Below are 18,765 nucleotides of genomic sequence, written 5' to 3'. Positions count from 1 at the left end.
TGGACCCGATCAGCAGTCGCCGCTGGTCCGGCCGTCGGATCGGATGATGCAGACCGAATCGGGCTGCGGCTGAAGCACGCTGCGGCGCACCGTATAGGTATCGCGACGAGCGATCGAACCAGTGGCAGTCATGTCGAGACCGCTGGCAAAATTCCGAGCCGATTGCGAGCGCGCCTGGCTGTCGAGGAAGGGCGTTGCGATCAGGGCCAGCGCCACCGCGGCCGAACCGAACAGCAGCGTGACGCGCAGCACGCCCATGCCCGCATCCGCGGCGCGAAAACTGCGGTCGGGCCGGATCGAATCCCAATCCCTGTCTAGGCTCATGCTGTCGCTCCCCAGAAAATCGCCGGCACGGCCGCGACGAGGCAGCCTTGCATCAATTTTTCATGATGAGATAAATCTTCCATTAATGCTGGCTTATGCGCCCCGCAGCTCCGCTCAGCCACAGGCCGCTAGCGGTTCTGTTCGCCTACAGGAGGTCGATCAGGAACGGGATCAGCGGAGCGTCGGCCGGCGGCATCGGGTAGTCGCGCATCTGCCTGGGCCGCACCCATTTCAGCGCCTGCCCCTCCTTCGGCTGGGCGATGCCGCGAAAGCGGCGGCAGATGAAAAGCGGCATCAAAAGATGGAAATCGTCGTAGCTATGGCTGGCGAAGGTGAGCGGTGCCAGGCACGGGATGTCGGTCTCGATCCCGATCTCCTCATAGAGTTCGCGGATAAGGCATTGCTCCGGCGTCTCGCCGGGCTCGACCTTGCCGCCGGGAAACTCCCAGAGCCCGGCAAGCTGCTTGCCCTCGGGCCGCTGCGCCAGGAGCACGCGCCCGTCGGCGTCGACCAGGGCGCAGGCGGCGACCAGGAGCAGGCGCTTGCCGGCGATCGTCACATCATTCATGCCCGATTTCACCCATGAACAGGCGGCCGGCGGTAGTGGTAGCGATAGACCTCGTCGAAGCCGAGCGAATGATAGAGCGCCAGCGCCGGCACATTGCCGGCCTCGACCTGCAGCCAGGCTTCCCGCGCGCCGCGCAGCCGCGCCCATTTCAGCGCCGACAGGATCAGGTTGCGGCCGTGGCCCTTGTTGCGTGCCGACTTGTCGGTGGCGACCTCGAACAGGCCGGCGAGATCGCCGTCATGGACGCAGATCAGCGTGGCCAGTGGTTCCGCTCCAGCCTCGAGCGCGAACAGCCCGGCCTCGGGCTGGATGGCGCCGATGATCTCCGACAGGCCTGGCCGCAGCGACGCGTCCGAGCCGCTGACCTTGAGCGACGCGCCGATGAAGCGGCTGATGTCCTTCAACGGGATCTGGTCCATGGCGGCATCGAGCTGGGCATCGGCCAGCGGCAGCCGCATCACCAGCGATTCGTCGAACCGGCTCCAACCCTCGCGGTCGAGATGGCTGGCGAGATCCGGACCCGATAGCGGCGACATGCGGAAGGTCAGCGGCCTGCCATAGGCATCGAAACGACGGCTGGCGCGACCGATGCGGTCGGCAATGTGCTGGGTGTCGCCGGGGTCGAGCGGATTGACAGAATTCAGCCGCTTGGCCGGATGCCCGGCCGTCAGCCGCACCACCCAGGTGCCGTCATAATGGACTGCCGCCGCGGGCCAGGCGCGGAACCCGGCCGCCTCATAGCGGCGCACTGTCGCCAGCATGCTGGCCGGATGTTTGGAAACCAAGTCCGTCAGCTCCGGTAGTCGCCATTGATGGCGACGTATTCCTTGGTGAGGTCGCAGGTCCACACCGTCGCCTTGCCGCGGCCGATGCCGATATCGGCGCGGATGCGGATGTCGTCGCGCTTCATATACGCCGAGGTCGCTTCCTCCGAATAGGCCGGATCGCGCTCGCCCTCATGCGCCAGCCTGTTGTCGCCGAACCAGATCGACAGGCGGTCGCGGTCAGCCGGCTCGCCGGCCTTGCCGACGGCCATGACGACGCGGCCCCAATTGGCGTCCTCGCCGGCGACCGCCGTCTTGACCAGCGGCGAATTGGCGATCGAGAGCGCGATGCGCTTGGCCGAGCGCGCCGATTTCGCGCCGGTAACGGTGACTTCGACCTGCTTGCGGGCGCCCTCACCGTCGCGCACCACTTGCAGCGCCAGCGACTTCAGCACTTTGCCGAGCGCACGGCGGAACGCCCCCAGACGGGCATCCTTGGGATCGGTTACCTCCGGCGCGCCGCGTTTGGCGGCCTTTCCGGTGGCGAAGAGCAGCAGCGTGTCGCTGGTGGAGGTGTCGCTGTCGACGGTCACCGCGTTGAAGGTCTTGGCCGTGCCGCGCGACAGCAGATCCTGCAGCACGGGGGCAGCGATCGGCGCATCGGTGGCGACGAAGGACAGCATCGTGGCCATGTCGGGTGCGATCATGCCGGCGCCCTTGGAAATGCCGTTGATGGTGACATCGGTCTCGCCGAGCTTGACGGTCTGCGTCGCCACCTTCGGATAAGTGTCCGTGGTCATGATGGCCTTGGCCGCCTCGGTCCACAGGTCGGGCTTGCCGTTGCTGACCAGACCAGCCAGCAGATGGCTGAACTTGGTTGTGTCAAGCGGCTCGCCGATGACACCGGTCGAGGCCAGGAACACCTCGCCTGGCGTGCAGCCGGCAGCCTTGGCTGCCGCTTCGCCCGTCAGCGCGGTGGAGTCCCGGCCCTTCTTGCCGGTGAAGGCGTTGGCGTTGCCGGAATTGACGACGAGCACCCGGGCCTTGCCCGCGGCAAGGTTCTGCCGGCAGAAATCGACTGGCGCCGAGGGGCATTTCGACTTTGTGAACACGCCGGCGACCGCCGTGCCGGGCTCGAAGACCATGGCCAGGAGATCGGTGCGGTTCTTGTATTTTATCCCCGCTTCGGCGGTGGCGATGCGCACCCCCTCGATCTCAGGCATCTTGGGGTATTTCTTCGGCGCGAGCGGCGAAATCGTCGTGGACATGGGACCTCGGACGGGAAAAATCGGCGGAGAAACGCCGGTTTGCCCGATACGGCGCGCCCGCGCAAGGCGTTTTGGTGGCCGCGTGAGAACCGGAATTGGCCCTGACCGGTTCGCAGCCGGCTCCGTTGCAGTTCGCTGGCACCGCCCTGCCCAGGTTGCGATCTCTCCCGAGGGCAGCTTCTGACCCTGGCCCTGGTATTTCTGGGAGCCGTTGCGACTCGGCGCGGGAGCGCGGGCAGAGTTGGTCAGCACCGATGGCGGTCTGCGCATCGTGCGGGGGAGACATGGCAGGCAAATGTCTCCTGCGTCAGCCGCCAAGAACGGGCCGTTTCGTTCCATCGTCGGATCACTTATATTGCCGGCCTAACCGACGCGAGGGCGACAGGATGGCCGAAGAGGCGGATACGACGCGTAAATCCATTGGTGCGCGGCGCAATCCCGACAGCGCGGAAGCCATTCTCGATGCCGCCGAGGCGGTGTTGGTCGAGGCCGGCTATGCCGGCTTCTCGATCGAGGCCGTGGCGCGGCGGGCGCGTGCCGGAAAGCCGACCATCTATCGCTGGTGGCCGAGCAAGGCCTCGCTGCTGCTGGAGGTCTACCAGCGCCAGAAACGCGTCGATGTTCCCGATACGGGAAGACTGGAAGAGGATCTCGTCGGCTTCCTCAAGAACCTGTTCGCGCACTGGCGCGAGACGTCGTCGGGCAGCGTGTTCAGGTCGCTGATCGCCGAGGCGCAGTCGGACGAAACGGCGGCCACGGCCCTTGCCGGCTATACCGGCGGGCGCCGGGCCCACACCGGCCAGATCATCGAGCGCGCCAAGGCAAGGGGCGAGGTCGCGGCCGATGTCGATCCGGCTGTGGCCGCCGACCTGGTGGCTTCCTATGCGTGGCGGCAGCTCCTGACCAACCGGCTCGACGAAGACGAGGCGACGATACGCAAGGTGGTCCGCTATCTCCTGCGAGGCATAGAGGGGCCCGACGGCTGAACTGACGCAAAAAGGGCGCGGCGCCCTTTGGCCACCGCGCCCCTTTTTCGAAACCGTTCTGGTTTACTTGGCGCTTTCCAGCGTATCGACGGCCTTCTTCAAATTGGCGTCGGGAATTTCGACCTTGGCATCGGCGCGCAGCGACTTGACCAGCGCGAAATACTTGTCGCGGATGACCGCCTGCTTGGCCTGGTCCTTGACGTCGTCGAAGGCCGGCGGCTGCTTGGTGCGCTTGTCCTCGAGCTTGATCACATGCCAGCCGAACTGCGACTGCACCGGCTGCTCGGTGTATTTGCCGACCTCGAGCGCGAAAGCGGCCTTGTCGAATTCCGGCACCATCTGGCCAGGTCCGAACCAGCCGAGATCGCCGCCACTGGTCTTGCCGCTCGGATCCGAGGTGTGCTCGTTGGCGAGCTTCTGGAAATCGGCGCCGCCGTCGAGTTGCTTGATAATCGCCTCGGCCTCTTCCTTCGTCTTCACGAGGATGTGACGGGCATGCACCTCGTTGACCGGCGGCGTGTTGGCGATCTCCTGGTCGTAGCGGGCGCGGATCTCGGCGTCGGTGACCTTGTCGACGACGCCCTTCTCGACCATCTCGCCATGCAGCGCGCGCTGCTGCAGGAAGGCCATGCGGCGCTGGAAATCGGGATCCTTGTCGAGACCGGTCGAGACGGCCTGGGCGGCCATGACGCGGATCTCGATTGCGGCCGAAAGCGCCGCGGCGCGGCGTTGCTCTGCCGGGAGTTGCGCGAACTGCTGCGACAGCTCGCCTTCGGCAAGCACGAGATCTGCTTCGGTGAGGGGTTGGCCGTTGACGGTGGCAACCACTGTATTCGGATCGACCGGTGCGGCCGGTGCCGCTGGTGGTGCCGGCTGGGCTGGTGCGGTTTCCTGCGCCATCAGCGGCGACAGGCAAAGAGCCGACAGGCCGACGGCCAGGCCGAGGCTGGCGAGCGACGCACGGCGGAACAACAAGGACATTAAGATGACTCCGATGAGGATGTGAAGGACGGGAGGCTTCCAGATCAGCCAGATTGTGGCCGAATTTGGCGCGACCGGCAGGGCCAGCGCGGCGTTGACATCAGTTGAGCCCCCTCTTATCTGTCCAACGACTTTGCGTCCAGAACCGTTTTCCGGGCGCTTTTTGCGTTGCCCGCATACAGGCGGCGCATTCACGTGGATTTGATGGGGCCGGCCGGCGCTCGTCTCAGTTTGAGAATTCTATCGAAAGGACCATTGGATGGTCAGTCTCGGCGGTCTCGCCCGTAAGGTTTTCGGCTCCTCCAACGACCGCAGGGTCAAGTCGACCCGGCCCCGTGTCGAGGCGATCAATGCCATGGAAAACGAGATGCGGGCGCTCTCCGATGCAGAGCTCGCCGGCCGCACGGAAAAGTTCCGCCAGGACATCGCCAACGGCGCCAGCCTCGAGGACCTGCTGATCCCGGCCTTCGCCACCGCCCGCGAGGCGGCGCGCCGCGTGCTCGGCATGCGCCCCTTCGACGTCCAGCTGATCGGCGGCATGGTGCTGCACAATGGCGGCATCGCCGAGATGCGCACCGGTGAGGGCAAGACGCTGGTCGCGACCTTGCCCGTTTATCTCAATGCACTGGCCGGCAATGGCGTCCACGTCGTCACCGTCAACGACTATCTCGCCACCCGCGACTCCGAATGGATGGGCCGCGTCTATAAGTTCCTCGGCCTCTCGGTCGGCGTCATCGTCCATGGCCTGTCCGACGAGGAGCGCCGCGTCGCCTACGCCGCCGACGTCACCTATGCCACCAACAACGAACTCGGCTTCGACTATCTGCGCGACAACATGAAGTACGAGCGCGCCCAGATGGTACAGCGTGGTCACAACTACGCGATCGTCGACGAAGTCGATTCCATCCTGGTCGATGAAGCGCGCACGCCGCTGATCATTTCCGGTCCGCTCGAGGACCGTTCGGAAATGTACAACACCATCGACACTTTCATCATCCAGCTGCAGCCGCAGGATTATGAGATCGACGAGAAGCAGAAGACCTCCATCTTCACCGAGGAAGGCACCGAGAAGCTCGAGAACCTGCTGCGCGACGCCGGCCTGCTCAAGGGCGAGTCGCTTTATGACGTCGAGAACGTCGCCATCGTCCATCACGTCAACAATGCGCTGAAGGCGCACCGCCTGTTCCAGCGCGACAAGGACTATATCGTGCGCAACGGCGAGATCGTCATCATCGACGAGTTCACCGGCCGCATGATGCCCGGCCGCCGCTACTCGGAAGGCCTGCACCAGGCGCTTGAAGCCAAGGAGCATGTGGCAATCCAGCCGGAGAACCAGACGCTCGCCTCCGTTACCTTCCAGAACTATTTCCGCCTCTACAAGAAGCTTTCCGGCATGACCGGCACCGCGCTGACCGAGGCCGAGGAATTCGGCAACATCTACGGCCTCGAAGTCACCGAGATCCCGACCAACCTGCCGGTCATCCGCAAGGATGAGGACGACGAGGTCTACCGGACGGTCGAGGAGAAATACAAGGCGATCGTCAAGGAGATCCGCGAAGCCAGCGCCAAGGGCCAGCCGACGCTGGTCGGCACCACCTCGATCGAGAAGTCCGAGCAATTGGCCGAGCGGCTGCGCAAGGAAGGTTTTAAGGATTTCGAGGTGCTGAACGCCCGCCATCACGAGCGCGAGGCGGCGATCGTCGCCCAGGCGGGCAAGCCCGGCGCCATCACCATCGCCACCAACATGGCCGGCCGCGGCACCGACATCAAGCTCGGCGGCAATGCCGAGATGCGCATCGCCGAGGAACTGGGCGACATGCCCGAAGGGCCCGAGCGCGAGGCGCGGGAAAAGGAAATCTATGCCGACGTCGAGCGCCTGAAGGAAAAGGCGCTGGCTGCCGGCGGCCTCTACGTGCTCGCCACCGAACGCCACGAGTCACGCCGCATCGACAACCAGCTTCGTGGCCGCTCCGGCCGCCAGGGCGACCCCGGCCGCTCGAAATTCTTCCTGTCGCTGCAGGACGATCTGATGCGCATCTTCGGCTCCGAGCGCATGGACGGCATGTTGCAGAAGCTCGGCCTCAAGGAAGACGAGGCCATCATCCATCCCTGGATCAACAAGGCGCTGGAAAAGGCGCAGAAGAAGGTCGAGGCGCGCAACTTCGACATCCGCAAGAATCTTCTGAAATATGACGACGTTTCCAACGACCAGCGCAAGGTCGTGTTCGAACAGCGCATCGAGCTGATGGACGGCGAAGGCCTGTCGGAGACCATTGCCGAGATGCGCGAAGGCGTTATCGACGAGATCGTCGCCAAGGCCATTCCCGAGAACGCCTATGCCGAGCAGTGGGATGTCGCCGGGTTGAAGGCCGAGGTCGCCGAGTTCCTCAATCTCGACCTGCCGATCGAGGAATGGGTCAAGGAAGAAGGCATCGCCGAGGACGACATTCGCGAGCGCATCACGCAAGCCGCCGACGCCGCCGCCAAGGAGCGCGCCGAGCGCTTCGGGCCCGAGGTGATGACCTATGTCGAGCGCTCCGTGGTGCTGCAGACGCTCGACCATCTGTGGCGCGAGCACATCGTTAATCTCGACCATCTGCGTTCGGTTGTCGGCTTCCGCGGCTACGCCCAGCGCGATCCTTTGCAGGAATACAAGAGCGAGGCGTTCGAGCTGTTCCAGGCGATGCTGGGCAATCTGCGCCAGGCCGTCACCGCGCAGCTGATGCGCGTCGAACTGGTCCGCCAGGCTGCCGAGGCCCCGCCGCCGGAAGCCCCCGACATGTTCGGCACGCATATTGACGGTACCACCGGCGAGAACGATTTCGAAGGCGGCGAAACCGCCCTTCTGGTGCGCCAGGAAAGCAACGCCATCGTCGCCCCCGAAGACCGCGACCCCAACAACCCCGCCACCTGGGGCAAGGTCGGCCGCAACGAAGCGTGCCCCTGCGGCTCCGGCAAGAAATACAAGCACTGCCACGGCGCTTTCGCGTAAGGAAAACCTGCAGGGCTCACATTCCCGGATTTCTGATCCGGGCGAGATTCCTACGTGCTCAGATCAGCCCGGAATCGCGCGCGGCGGCGGTCGCCTCGCCACGCGAAATGGCGTCCAGCTTGCCCAGCACCGCCGAGACATGATGATCGACGGTCTTCGGTGAGATGGTCAGGTGCTCGGCTATTCTCTTGTTGGAAAAACCGCGTTCGATCAGTTGCAGGACCTGCATCTGGCGCAGCGTCAGGCCAGCTTGATTGGCGCGCGTGCTCTGCCGCGGTCCCCTTGCAATGTTATTGACGCCATTCTGCCGCATGACGGCGCGGACGTGCTGGGCGACCGGCCGGGCACCGAGCCCCTCGAATATATCCAGGGCCAGGCGCAGGGCCGGCTCGGCGCCGCGCAGCAGGGCGAGCGCCTGCTCGAACGGAGCACCCAGCCGGGCCCACAGCGTCGCGGCACCGTGCCAATCGCCGGCGAGCAGCAGGCGATAGGGCTCCGCCATGCCGGTCGTATCGCCAGGGTCGCTTTCAGGCGACAAGAGCAGCCGCCAGACGGCCAGTTCGGCGAACATCGCCCTCGTCGGCGACAGGCTTTCTGCCAGCTCGATCAGGCGAAGCGCCTCACTGGCGTCGCCTTGCCCAAGCCATGCCAGTTCGGCCATCGACGCCGTGTAAGGCACCAGCCGCTGCAGCTCCATTCCCCTGTCCAGGAACCGCTTCATTTCCTCCAGCACCGGCCCTGCCGGATCGCCTCGCCTTATGCGCAGTTTCGCCAGCGCGACCAGGGATGGGTAACGCACCAGGGCTGTCGTTGCAGCATCGTCGATGACGTCGAGAGCCATGGCCGCCGCATCGTCCCAAAGGCCGCGTCGCAAAAGCAGCTGCGCCTGCACGCCCCGCATATAGTCGCGCCAGGTCGCGAGGTCGTTCTCAACGCAATAGGCAATGCCGCGGTCGAGGAAGGATTGCGCGCGCACAAGATCGAGCTGGTTCATTTCGGCGCAGGCGCAATTGGTGAAGCCGCGTGCCGCGTGCTCCTGGAAATTCTGCACGAGCGCGATTTCAAGGCTGCGGGCGAGGTGAAGCCGGCCTTTGGCCAGGTCAAGCCACTGCTCGGCCGAGCCAAGATTGTTGAGCGCGTGGCAGATTATCTCCGGCTTGTTCAACCGTTCGGCCAGAGCGACTGCCTTGCCGCCAAGCAGCAGCGTCTCATCGAGCTTCTCGGCCAGCATCGCCAGCTGCGAGAGATTGGAATAGGCCATGGCAAGCTCCGGACTGGCAGGCGCCTGTTCCAGCAGTTCCACTGCCTGGGCCCCGAACAGGTCCGCCTGTTCGCGGTCACCCACCAGATAGGCGAAGCGCGACAGGCATCTGAGGCTGTCGCCCTCCCTGAGCGTGTCGCCCAGCGCCTGCTGTAGCCGGCGCGCCTGGCTCTGCGCCTCGATGGCCGCATCGATGCGGCCGATCAGATGGCATTCAAACGCATATCCTTCGTAAAGCCTCGCCCGGTCGCTCATCGGCAGGCTGTCGGCATGCCGCAAGGCGACCTCGTAGTAGCCGGCGGCATCGCGATGCGCGCCGACGCGGGAAGCCTCGCGCGCTGCGAGCGGGGCAAGCTCGCGCACCGCCTCAAGATTCTGGGCCTCCACCGCATGGTGCACAAGCCTTGCGGTAGCCACCTCGGCGTTTTCCTGCAGTGCGGAAAGCGCGCGTTGGTTGAATTCGCGCCGACGGCTCGAGGTCAGCGCCATCTCGATGGCGCGACGGGCGATCTCGTGCCGGAAGGCGTAGCCATCGCCGAGATCGTCGAGCAAGCCATTCGAGACACATTCCGCCAGCTGGCCGGCGCTGGCGACGCCACAGAGGCCGCGCAGCGCCCAAGCATCGGCGCGGCGTGGAAACACAGACACCGCGTCGAGCATCGAGCGCGCTCCCTGCGACAGGCGCTCGGCACGCGCCAGCACGGCGTCGCGGACGCTGGCCGGCGGGATCATCTCGCTTTCGGCAGCCAGCAATTCGGTGACGAAGAAGGCGTTGCCCGCGGTGGCGCGATAGATTGCGCTGCCGTCGCGGTTGGCTGCTTCGGCAAGCGACAACACCGCCGCCTCGCTGAGCAGTGGCACTTCGATGCGCTGGACGTTGCCGGCTGGAATTTCGCCGAGCACCCGGCGCGCACGCATCTGCCCTTCGCTGCGGTCGGTGCGTGCCGTGAACAGCACCAGCATATGCGTGTTGGTGATGCGCCGGCCCAGGAAACGGACGAAATCCAGGGTCGCGTCGTCGGCCCAGTGCATATCCTCGATGACCAGCAAACCCGGCCGAGACCTCGCCTCGAAAACCTCGAGAGCGTCTGAAAACAGGGGCAGCCGCTGACCTTGGCGGTCGTCGATTGCCCGGGGCAGTGCCCACTGCGCGTCCCGGGCCAGATCATAGAGCGGTCCCAGCGGATCGGGAATCGACAGGTCCTCGCAAGCGCTGCGGAATATGGAAACGTGCTGCCCGGCACGGGTTACGAACGCCTCGACGAGTGCCGTCTTGCCGGCGCCGGCCTCGCCCAGCAATGCCGCCACGCGGCCGCGACCGCGCGCGGCCTCCGCGAGCAGTTCCTCCAACTGATCGAGTTGTGCCTGCCGTTCCAGAAGCATCGTCACTGGCCCATAAGTATCGTCGTCCCTCGACCCTTCTCCAAAATACCCCCGCTTCGGTATCCGCAGTGTGGCTCCCAGACCAAACGTCGAAAACATAGGGAATCGTCCCGCGCAATATGGGGAAAGGCTCCGATGTGCGCTTTCGACGATCGTGATTTTTCTCCAACCGCGCTCATTTCGAGCGTGAATCAGTCACAAAAGGAAGCCACTCCATGCCTCGCTATCTGATCGAACGGACATTCCCCGACGGGCTCAACGTGCCGACGAACGACGTCGGCGCGACGGCGCTCGGCGGCATCATCATGCGCAACGCCGAGAAGGGGGTCACCTGGCTGCACTCCTTCGTGTCGCCCGACAGGAACAAGAGTTTCTGCATCTACGACGCCCCCTCGCCGGAGGCGATCCGCAGCACGGCGCAGAAGAATTCGCTACCGGTGGACAAGATCACGGAGGTGAGGGTCCTGGACCCTTACTTTTATCGCTGACCCTATGGACCAAGGATGGAACAATGAGCGTGAGATCGTCCTGGGCAGCGATGGGTGTCGGCTTTCCGTGCTGTTTCCTCCCGAAACGGCAGCCGCCGTCGTGGCGTTCGACCATGCACCCTCCCGGCGTGGTCTCGCATCGCGGATTGTCTCCGCGCTGCTCGCGCCATTGCGAAGCCGGCGCAGGCGCCTGCCACCGCAAGACGATTATTTAAGGCGGGACGTCGGCCTGCCGGAGCACGAGATGCGGCGGGACTACTGGGAATATTGGTGGTGGCATCAATGAGACCGCCGCCCGGCTAGAGAGGAACGGATCGGACCCGTCCCGCAACTGACGATCCAACGCGCAGGCATGGCAGCAGGGCCTTACAGGCCGGTCCTGCCGCCTGCGCGTCACCAACAACCAATGGAGAATAAAATGAACGTCAATTTCTGGCGCCTTGCCGCGCTGTCCATCATGGCGATCACCGCCACTGCCGCATCTGCGGAGAGTGGCAATCGGCTGGCCGCCGAGGTGCGGGCGGCCAACGGCCGCTTCGTGAATGTCGCGGCGGCCACCGCCGAGGGCTATGCGCCGATTCCCTGCGCCAGCGGCATCACCGGCGGCGCGATGGGCATTCACTACGTCAACGGCGCCTATCTCAAGGATGATGCCGTCGACCTCGCCAAGCCGGAGGCCGTGATGTACGAGCCGATGGCCGATGGCAAGCTGAAGCTGGTGGCCGTCGAATATATCACCGCGAAGGGTCCCGCGTCGCTCGAAGGCCAGCTGTTCAACTTCGACAGCGCCCCCAACCGCTATGGCCTCGGCCCCTTCTACGAACTTCATGTCTGGGCCTGGAAGCAGAACCCGACCGGCGCCTTCGCCGACATGAACCCGAATGTCTCATGCGACGCCATGAAAAAGGCCGACTGACGGCACCGCCTGCCGGAACAGTGCCGGCAGGCCTTTTACGCGTCGCGAGGAGAAATCATGATTGAGATCGGTATCTTCCTGGCAAGGCTGCGCACCAGGGGGCAAGGCCAGCCGCAACGAAGCCTGCCCCTGCGGTTCCGGCAAGAAATACAAGCACTGCCACGGGGGCTTTCACGTAAAGGCGCAGCGCTTTCCTTCTCCCCGTCACTATACGGGGAGAAGGTGCCCGAAGGGCGGATGAGGGGCGGCGCCGGCGGTCGCGATTGGCCGATCTCCCCACCTGAGGGGGAGATGGCCGGCAGGCCAGAGGGGGGCGCTGTCCCGCCGACTAAGCCGCCTTCAGCCGCACCATTTCGGCCTCGAACTCGAACTTCAACTGCGCGGCTTCTTCTTCGGGCAGCCAAAGCACCATCTGGGGCACGATCTTTCGGTAAAGCCGGGTGCTGTCCTGATCCCACGGCAGCGTTTCCGCATTGCGTGCCTCGGCGATAAGCCTATGCAATCGCGCGCGTACCCGGTCGGGATCGCCATGATAATAAACGGTCGGCGCGTCTTCATCGAAGAGCTCGGACTGTTCTTCGGCGCCAAAAAGGTCGAGTTGATTTCTTGCCATGTCCACGGACGCGGATTCGATCTTATCGGACTACGCCTTATCTTTAAGCCGCCTTAAGCCGCTCCCATTCCTGCTCGAACTGAAAGCAATACTGCGCCGCCTCCTCGCTAGGCAGCAGCCCAGCCATCTGCGGGAAGATTGTCCGGTAGAGGCTTTGCTTAGACCAGTCCCACGGCATCGACTCTGCCGCCCTAGCCTCGGCGAGAATGCGCTCCAGGCGCCGCCGCACCTTTTCCGGGTCGGGCTGCCACGTAGGCTGCACCGGCACCGCCCCGAACAGGTCGCCTTGCGGGTCGGTGTTTCCGAAAAGATCGGGGTCGTTTTGCTTTGCCATTATCGCCTCGAATCACGGCGATGATCGCAAAGGTTCATGACAGATGCGAGTGGAATCGGCTTACTTATCCCCCGTTAGGAAAAGCCTGTGCATAAGCTGCGTCGATTAGCGACATCTGCTCGATCGTGAAGGCCAACGCGTCGGCGATACGCCCAACATGGTTGATCTCGTCGAGCGAAAGGACCCGATCCTTACGTGATTTCAAGTACTTGTCGATCACCTGATAGCCACCAATATGGAAACTCCACACCGCCTCTGGCACCGGCGAGAAGCTCTGCGTCCTGTTGATCGAGATACGCTCGTCCTCTGCCGACCAGCGCACATGCTCAATGTCGTTAGCCCCTTTGCCATGATAGTTTGCCAACGCGTTTGATCATTTCATCCCGCTTGAGTGCTATTGCGAAATGATCCCTGTGGGTCTGAAAACCGAGCACATTCACTGTGAAGATTTGCTTCTTGTCATCCGCAGCGCTGAGACTGTCCGCAATCTGCCACCATTGCCCATACTCATCCCACCCGGTCCAATCGAGTGGTGAAAGCATGAAGTAGGGTGAGGACGGCTTAGGCTGAACCCATTCGATTTTCGCAAATTCTGCCGCAGCACACTCTTGGTATTTGGACAGACGGCTTCCCCACATATCTGTGTACCATACCCCACGTTCGACGCCCTTCTTCTTCACGAGCAGCGCGATCGCCACCCCTTTTTGAATGTCGAATACATTTTCGTTCTCTTCTCCCTCCGGCACCATCTCCTTCGGCTTCGTGCTGCCATGGAGGTCAACTAAATATATCTGGTCGAAGCTATCGATCAAACTCTGGCGCATTCCCCGAAATGTTGGGTTGTCGAGCCATGAATGGTTCGTGATGATTCCGACGACACCTTCGTCAACCTGAGCCATTTTCCATTGCGCGAAGCCAATGAATTTGACGTAGTCATCATTCAACCATTTAGGATTCTTCTCACTGAGCTCTTTGCCATCTACGAATCTGTAAGGATCAATGAGGTCCCCCGCAAAAGTATTTACCTCGCGCCTAACGATTTTAGGTTCCTTTAGCGGAACAATTTTGCCACGAACATTCTTAGTAGAAATCGTTTCTTGAATAATCCGCTTGCTGGGATTCTTCGAATGACCCGAGTATGGTGGATTTCCAAGAACAATAAGAATGGGCTTCTTTTTTACGCCCTGTGCCGCCTCAACTTCTGCCGCCACGGCGGGCATCAGCAGGTTTTTCTGCGGCTCGACTGGTTCCAGGGTATTGGTCAGGAAAACTTGTAACCGCTCATCGTCGTGCAGCGTGTGTCCCTGATCTTTCAGATATTGGGAAAGTTTTAGATGTGCGATCGTATAGGGTGCGATCAGATACTCGAACCCGTATAGGTTTCTCAGCATATGCTCACGCACTACCGCGTCGGCCTTGCCGGCATCAGATCCACCGATATTGTCGAAGATGCGTTGCATAACCTCAAGCAGGAATGTGCCAGTGCCGGCAGCGAAATCCAGCACCGTCACCTGCTTATGGTCAGCTAAGCCGTCGCCGATTTTGAAGACATCCTTGAGGATGTCGTCCACTGCGCGCACGATGAAGTTCACAACGGGCGGCGGTGTATAGTAGACGCCGCGGCTCTTGCGTGTTTCCTTATCGTAGGCCTTGAGGAAATCCTCATAAAAATAGATGAACGGGTCGCGCTCAAAGAGTCGATGCTCTTCTTCATCGCCAGCGCGAACCTTGCGGCTGATCGCCTTCCGTTGGCGGAATGACAGGTCTTCGCGGATATTAGCTATGGCGAGCCCGTTGACGATCGAAAGGATTTCATCAACTACCCATTTCGCCTCGTCATACTCAGCTTCCTGCATCTCTTCCAGAAAGCGGACCAATTCACGGATCAGCCGAAACGATCCGGGAATGAACCCACGCACATTATCGAGCCTGATCACCTCGTCGTCACTGGCATTCAGCTTGGCGAGGAAGAGGCCATAGGCAAGCATCTGCGCAAAGGCGTCAGCGAATTCCTGCACTGTCAGTTCGTGAAAGACTTGCTCGCGAAAAACGTCATAGAGCGCATGCAGCCGACCTTCTCTGTGCATCTTCGTCTGTCGAACCAGTTCTTCCGTAAGATAGTCGCGGAGCAGCTTTGAGCGTGTCGCCAGCGCGACAGCCAGTTGCTGTGCCCTTTGCAAGCCCTGCGGCGGGGACGAGAAGAACGCCGACAGCAGCTTTGACACTGCTTCCGCCTTATCTGCGTTGACCCGGATCGCGCGACTTTCAATATCACTTGGAAAGGCCAGCGACTGACGGTCAAGTATCTTGCCGTCACCGTCGATCCTGATGAATTGGAGATAGTCGGTGACGACAATATTGTTCGATAGCTTGCGGTATTTGATGATTTGCTCGGATTTCAAGACCTTGTCGAGATTGGCGCCAATCTCCTTCACCTCGACATAACCGAGGATCATGCCGAGCCGCTTGACCTTGAAATCAGGCGCGCCCTTATCCACGTCCCGTTTCGGCTCATGCTGTACCTCTATACCGGTCGCCATCGCATCGATGGCGAATGTATTAAGAAGGTTTTCAAGAGCAGTTCGCCCGGTGTGTTCGGTACCGCCGTCGCGATAGTTGGCCGCCAGCGCTTTCAGATAGATGTCGAAACGAATGTCCATGCGGTCCCCCGATTCTGCCAATGAATCCACAACTGGCGCCCTAAGCAAGCGTTGATAGCAAATTCTTCGTCGCTGCTGACACCAAGCCATTGCATCTGTTCAACGACGTAAATGCGCCCTCCGCTACTCCTCCCCGCCCTTCGGGCGTTCGGCCCTTCAAAAGATCCACTGGACCTTTTGATCCGCCCGAAGGCGGACCAGGGCCTTCACCACTCGTCACTCCAAAGGCCAAATCGCTGGCTTTCGTCTGGGACGCACACTCCCCACCCACCCTTTCTTAAGGTGTCTCCGCTACACCAAAGCCTGAAAAGAAGCGGAGAACGGAGAACAATCGGGATGCGCTTTTCCGCGGCCACGACAGCCGGGCGGTTCTTGCCGCAGCGTTTGGCGCTGCGCGTGGAGCCGTTGCTTGGCCGCGTCGACGCCGTGCTGTTCACCGCCGACGAGCGCGGCGAGGCCGGCCGCATGTCGGTCATTGCCTTTTCCATCCGCATCGTCAGCGCCGTCATCGCCTTCGTCAGCCAGGTGTTGATGGCACGCTGGATGGGCTCGTTCGAATACGGCATCTTCGTCCTTGTCTGGGTGACCATGGTCATCGTCGGCAATCTCGCCTGCCTCGGCTTCCACACCTCGGTTATCCGCTTCATTCCCGAATACCGCGAGCGCGGCCTCATCGACGAGTTGCGCGGTATCGTCGTGGCCAGCCGCCTGTTCGTCCTGATCGCTTCGACGGTCATCGCCGGGCTCGGCGCGCTCGGCGTGTGGCTCGCTTCGTCATGGACTGAAAACTACTATGTCCTGCCGTTCATCCTCGGCGTCATCTGCCTGCCGATGATAGCGCTGTCGGACCTGCTGCAGGGCCAAGCCAGGGCGAACAGCTGGGCGCTGTTCGCCCTGGCGCCGACCTATCTGATACGGCCCGTGCTGATCCTGCTGTTCATGGCGCTGATGCTTTTCGCCGGCTACGCGCCCGACGCGAAGACCGCGATCTTCGCCTCGATCGCCGCCACTTACGTCACCACGCTCGCCCAGCTTATCGGCGTCACCCGGCGCATGGAAAAGCAGATTCCGGCCGGGCCGATGAAGGTGCATTTCGCACAATGGTTCATTGTCTCGCTGCCGATCTTCCTGGTCGAAAGCTTCTTTTTCCTGCTCACCAATGCCGACGTGCTGATGGTCGGCGCCTATATGGACCCCAACGACGTCGCCGTCTATTTCGCCACGGTCAAGACACTGGCGCTGGTGCATTTCGTCTACTTCGCCGTCAAGGCAGGCGTCGCTCAGCGCTATGCCCAGTTCACCCATGGCGAGCCGGAAAAGCTCGCCGCCTTCGCCCGCGAAACGGTGTCGTGGACCTTCTGGCCATCGCTCGCCATGGCGCTGCTGGTGCTGGCGCTTGGCAAACCGATGCTGATGCTGTTCGGTCCCGAATTCACATCGGGTTATCCGCTTCTGTTCCTGCTCGTCTTCGGCGTCGTGGCGCGCGCCGCCGTGGGCCCGTGCGAAAGCCTGCTCACCATGAGCGGCAACCAGAATGTCTGCGCCGCCGTCTATGCCATGACGCTGGCCTTCAACATTGGCCTGAACGTGGTGCTGATCCCGCTCTTCGGCCTGTGGGGCGCCGCAATGGCCACCGCCTTCGCCATGATCTTCGAGGCCGGCGCGCTGTCCTTCACGGTCTGGCGCAAGCTCGGCATCGTCATGGCGATCTTCGTGCCAGCCAAAGGAGCCGCGTGATGGCCGCCATCCCCTTGCTCGAGGAAACCAGCGGCGGCCCCGCCGGCGCCATGGTGTCCGGCCTTGCCGGACTGGGGCGCGACACCGACCCGGCCCATATCGAGATCCTCGCCAACAACCGGCCCGAGCGGAAACTGGCCATCTATCCGGCGTCGGCCGGGTTCGACCTCGTCGAGGAGCTGGATTATCTGTGCGCCCGCACCATCGAGCCCAACGTCTTCTTCAACCCGCGTTTCCTCGCGCCCGCAATGCCCCGGCTGGAAGACCGCGAGGTGCGTCTGGCCGTCATCCGTGACGGCGATGAATACCGCAACCGGCTACGCCTTCTGGTGCCGTTCTCGGTGGAGCGGCCGGTGGTGCCGCTCGGGGTTCCGGTCATGCGCACATGGTCGAGCCCGTTCGGCCCGCTCGGCACCCCGCTGGTCGACCGCGACGATCCGGTCGGTGTCCTCGAGGATTTCTTCTCCATGCTGTCGCGCCCGCATCTGAAGCTGCCGAAAGTGTTCGTCCTGCCCGACATCAGGCTCGACGGCGCGGTGGCGAGCCTGGTTGCCACTGTGGCCGAAACGCGTGGCCTGATGTTGGTCACCACCGGTCACGCCCAGCGTCCGCTGCTCGAGAGCGAACGCGACGCCGAGGACTATCTGAAGGCTTCGCTGCGCGCGCACCATTATCGCGAGTTCCGCCGCCTCAAGCGGCGGCTGGGCGACCTCGGCAAGCTTGAACATGTCGTGGCGCGCGGCCCCGACGAGATCCGTCACGCCATCGAGAGCTTCCTGACGCTGGAGGCGGCTGGCTGGAAGGGCCGCGAGCGCACGGCCATGGCGATCGACCGCTACCGCGCCGCCTTCGCCCGCGAGGCCGTGCACAGGCTGGCCGAGCAGGACCTGTGCCGCATCCATTCGCTGACGCTCGACGGCCGCACCATTGCGTGCCTGATCGTCTTCGTCGAAGCCGGCGTCGCTTACACCTGGAAGACGGCTTACGACGAAACGCTGGCCGGCTATTCGCCGGGCACGCTGCTGATGATCGAGGTGACCAGGCAGCATCTCGACGATCCCAACATCATGATGACCGATTCCTGTGCCGTGCCCGACCATCCAGTGATGAGCAGGCTGTGGACCGAGCGCAAGCCGATGGGCACGCTGGTGATCGGCCTGACGCCGGACGCCGACCGTCTCGCCCGCCAGGCGGCCTCGCAACTGCATCTCTACCGGGAGACCCGCAACATGGCCCGCCTGCTGCGCAACCGGATGAAGAGCCTGCTCAAGAGACGATAGACGCGCTCGCATCTTCTGGAGCGCGTGGATGCTTGCTTCAAGCCTGAGCATTTGGTTGCTTCATGGGATAAACAGTCACTGTATTGATAGCGTTTATTCGCCAGCGCCTACTTGAGCAACAGTCACAATCTTTCAACAAAGCGCGACAAAGGTGATGCGATTTTGGGTATAATTCATGTCGCTTGCCGGCGGCGCATCCGTTTTTCTTCA

Annotated in this window: 16 protein-coding genes; 6 read left to right on the top strand and 10 right to left on the bottom strand. The window is 62.7% G+C overall.

Annotated features, from left to right (window positions below):
- Nucleotides 1-9: 9 nt before the first annotated feature.
- From FJ428_RS12320 to argJ, 4 genes are all read right to left on the bottom strand, one after another.
- On the bottom strand, nt 10-324 hold the full coding sequence (locus tag FJ428_RS12320; RefSeq protein WP_140879503.1) for a hypothetical protein: 315 nt from the start codon (nt 322-324) through the stop codon (nt 10-12).
- Nucleotides 325-469: 145 nt separating this feature from the next.
- Nucleotides 470-892 carry a (deoxy)nucleoside triphosphate pyrophosphohydrolase gene (locus FJ428_RS12315; RefSeq protein WP_140525450.1) on the bottom strand — a complete coding sequence of 141 codons (423 nt, stop codon included), beginning with the start codon at nt 890-892 and terminating at the stop codon, nt 470-472.
- Nucleotides 893-900: 8 nt separating this feature from the next.
- Nucleotides 901-1,653, bottom strand: a complete 753-nt coding sequence (locus tag FJ428_RS12310) for a GNAT family N-acetyltransferase (protein ID WP_140500961.1) — start codon at nt 1,651-1,653, stop codon at nt 901-903.
- Nucleotides 1,654-1,682: 29 nt separating this feature from the next.
- Nucleotides 1,683-2,924, bottom strand: coding sequence for a bifunctional glutamate N-acetyltransferase/amino-acid acetyltransferase ArgJ (gene argJ / locus FJ428_RS12305; RefSeq protein ID WP_140584060.1), 1,242 nt, complete (start codon nt 2,922-2,924; stop codon nt 1,683-1,685).
- Nucleotides 2,925-3,310: 386 nt separating this feature from the next.
- Here argJ and FJ428_RS12300 point away from each other — a divergent pair, with 386 nt between their 5' ends.
- Nucleotides 3,311-3,910: a TetR/AcrR family transcriptional regulator gene (locus FJ428_RS12300; RefSeq protein WP_140879502.1), complete on the top strand. Its 600-nt coding sequence runs from the start codon at nt 3,311-3,313 to the stop codon at nt 3,908-3,910.
- Between the two features lie 63 nt (nt 3,911-3,973).
- Here FJ428_RS12300 and FJ428_RS12295 read toward each other — a convergent pair whose 3' ends face one another.
- A complete protein-coding gene (locus tag FJ428_RS12295) occupies nt 3,974-4,891 on the bottom strand; it encodes a peptidylprolyl isomerase (protein WP_140500911.1) in 918 nt (305 codons plus the stop codon).
- 259 nt (nt 4,892-5,150) lie between these two features.
- On the opposite strand from FJ428_RS12295, the gene secA reads away from it, so the two are divergent.
- Nucleotides 5,151-7,883 carry a preprotein translocase subunit SecA gene (gene secA / locus FJ428_RS12290; protein ID WP_140500910.1) on the top strand — a complete coding sequence of 911 codons (2,733 nt, stop codon included), beginning with the start codon at nt 5,151-5,153 and terminating at the stop codon, nt 7,881-7,883.
- Between the two features lie 58 nt (nt 7,884-7,941).
- Here the strand turns inward: secA and FJ428_RS12285 are convergent, their stop codons facing one another.
- Nucleotides 7,942-10,527, bottom strand: a complete 2,586-nt coding sequence (locus tag FJ428_RS12285; RefSeq protein ID WP_140879611.1) for an AAA family ATPase — start codon at nt 10,525-10,527, stop codon at nt 7,942-7,944.
- A 215-nt stretch (nt 10,528-10,742) separates the two neighbouring features.
- On the opposite strand from FJ428_RS12285, the gene FJ428_RS12280 reads away from it, so the two are divergent.
- Together FJ428_RS12280 and FJ428_RS12270 are read left to right on the top strand one after the other, a co-directional pair.
- The gene (locus FJ428_RS12280) at nt 10,743-11,015 is read left to right on the top strand and encodes a DUF4242 domain-containing protein (protein ID WP_140500909.1); all 273 of its coding nucleotides are present in this window, start codon (nt 10,743-10,745) and stop codon (nt 11,013-11,015) included.
- Nucleotides 11,016-11,433: 418 nt separating this feature from the next.
- Entirely contained in the window at nt 11,434-11,931 is a 498-nt protein-coding gene (locus FJ428_RS12270; RefSeq protein WP_140500907.1) for a hypothetical protein, read from the top strand.
- A 328-nt stretch (nt 11,932-12,259) separates the two neighbouring features.
- Here the strand turns inward: FJ428_RS12270 and FJ428_RS12260 are convergent, their stop codons facing one another.
- The 4 genes from FJ428_RS12260 to FJ428_RS12245 form a co-directional block, all read right to left on the bottom strand.
- Entirely contained in the window at nt 12,260-12,544 is a 285-nt protein-coding gene (locus FJ428_RS12260) for a hypothetical protein (protein WP_140500905.1), read from the bottom strand.
- A gap of 43 nt (nt 12,545-12,587) precedes the next feature.
- A complete protein-coding gene (locus tag FJ428_RS12255; protein ID WP_140500904.1) occupies nt 12,588-12,878 on the bottom strand; it encodes a hypothetical protein in 291 nt (96 codons plus the stop codon).
- A gap of 64 nt (nt 12,879-12,942) precedes the next feature.
- Nucleotides 12,943-13,242, bottom strand: a complete 300-nt coding sequence (locus tag FJ428_RS12250; RefSeq protein WP_140879500.1) for a type ISP restriction/modification enzyme — start codon at nt 13,240-13,242, stop codon at nt 12,943-12,945.
- Nucleotides 13,214-15,538 carry an N-6 DNA methylase gene (locus FJ428_RS12245; protein ID WP_181167286.1) on the bottom strand — a complete coding sequence of 775 codons (2,325 nt, stop codon included), beginning with the start codon at nt 15,536-15,538 and terminating at the stop codon, nt 13,214-13,216. The genes FJ428_RS12250 and FJ428_RS12245 overlap by 29 nt, the downstream gene beginning before the upstream one ends.
- Before the next feature lie 336 nt (nt 15,539-15,874).
- Between FJ428_RS12245 and FJ428_RS12240 the strand changes: the two genes are divergently transcribed.
- Both FJ428_RS12240 and FJ428_RS12235 read left to right on the top strand, forming a co-directional pair.
- A complete protein-coding gene (locus tag FJ428_RS12240) occupies nt 15,875-17,275 on the top strand; it encodes a lipopolysaccharide biosynthesis protein (RefSeq protein ID WP_140513849.1) in 1,401 nt (466 codons plus the stop codon).
- On the top strand, nt 17,275-18,555 hold the full coding sequence (locus FJ428_RS12235) for a GNAT family N-acetyltransferase (RefSeq protein ID WP_140525444.1): 1,281 nt from the start codon (nt 17,275-17,277) through the stop codon (nt 18,553-18,555). Before FJ428_RS12240 ends, FJ428_RS12235 begins: the two co-directional genes overlap by 1 nt.
- The last annotated feature ends 210 nt before the right edge of the window (nt 18,556-18,765 follow it).

It is taken from the genome of Mesorhizobium sp. B2-8-1 (assembly GCF_006440955.1).
Classification (GTDB): Bacteria; Pseudomonadota; Alphaproteobacteria; order Rhizobiales; family Rhizobiaceae; genus Mesorhizobium.
This window is presented reverse-complemented; position numbering and strand designations above follow the sequence as displayed.

Bases quoted from the DNA above. Each gene is read 5' to 3' on its own strand.
- FJ428_RS12320 (WP_140879503.1), bottom strand. From the start codon at position 324: ATGAGCCTAGACAGGGATTGGGATTCGATCCGGCCCGACCGCAGTTTT.
- FJ428_RS12315 (WP_140525450.1), bottom strand. From the start codon at position 892: ATGAATGATGTGACGATCGCCGGCAAGCGCCTGCTCCTGGTCGCCGCC.
- FJ428_RS12310 (WP_140500961.1), bottom strand. From the start codon at position 1,653: ATGCTGGCGACAGTGCGCCGCTATGAGGCGGCCGGGTTCCGCGCCTGG.
- argJ (WP_140584060.1), bottom strand. From the start codon at position 2,924: ATGTCCACGACGATTTCGCCGCTCGCGCCGAAGAAATACCCCAAGATG.
- FJ428_RS12300 (WP_140879502.1), top strand. From the start codon at position 3,311: ATGGCCGAAGAGGCGGATACGACGCGTAAATCCATTGGTGCGCGGCGC.
- FJ428_RS12295 (WP_140500911.1), bottom strand. From the start codon at position 4,891: ATGTCCTTGTTGTTCCGCCGTGCGTCGCTCGCCAGCCTCGGCCTGGCC.
- secA (WP_140500910.1), top strand. From the start codon at position 5,151: ATGGTCAGTCTCGGCGGTCTCGCCCGTAAGGTTTTCGGCTCCTCCAAC.
- FJ428_RS12285 (WP_140879611.1), bottom strand. From the start codon at position 10,527: ATGCTTCTGGAACGGCAGGCACAACTCGATCAGTTGGAGGAACTGCTC.
- FJ428_RS12280 (WP_140500909.1), top strand. From the start codon at position 10,743: ATGCCTCGCTATCTGATCGAACGGACATTCCCCGACGGGCTCAACGTG.
- FJ428_RS12270 (WP_140500907.1), top strand. From the start codon at position 11,434: ATGAACGTCAATTTCTGGCGCCTTGCCGCGCTGTCCATCATGGCGATC.
- FJ428_RS12260 (WP_140500905.1), bottom strand. From the start codon at position 12,544: ATGGCAAGAAATCAACTCGACCTTTTTGGCGCCGAAGAACAGTCCGAG.
- FJ428_RS12255 (WP_140500904.1), bottom strand. From the start codon at position 12,878: ATGGCAAAGCAAAACGACCCCGATCTTTTCGGAAACACCGACCCGCAA.
- FJ428_RS12245 (WP_181167286.1), bottom strand. From the start codon at position 15,538: ATGGACATTCGTTTCGACATCTATCTGAAAGCGCTGGCGGCCAACTAT.
- FJ428_RS12240 (WP_140513849.1), top strand. From the start codon at position 15,875: ATGCGCTTTTCCGCGGCCACGACAGCCGGGCGGTTCTTGCCGCAGCGT.
- FJ428_RS12235 (WP_140525444.1), top strand. From the start codon at position 17,275: ATGGCCGCCATCCCCTTGCTCGAGGAAACCAGCGGCGGCCCCGCCGGC.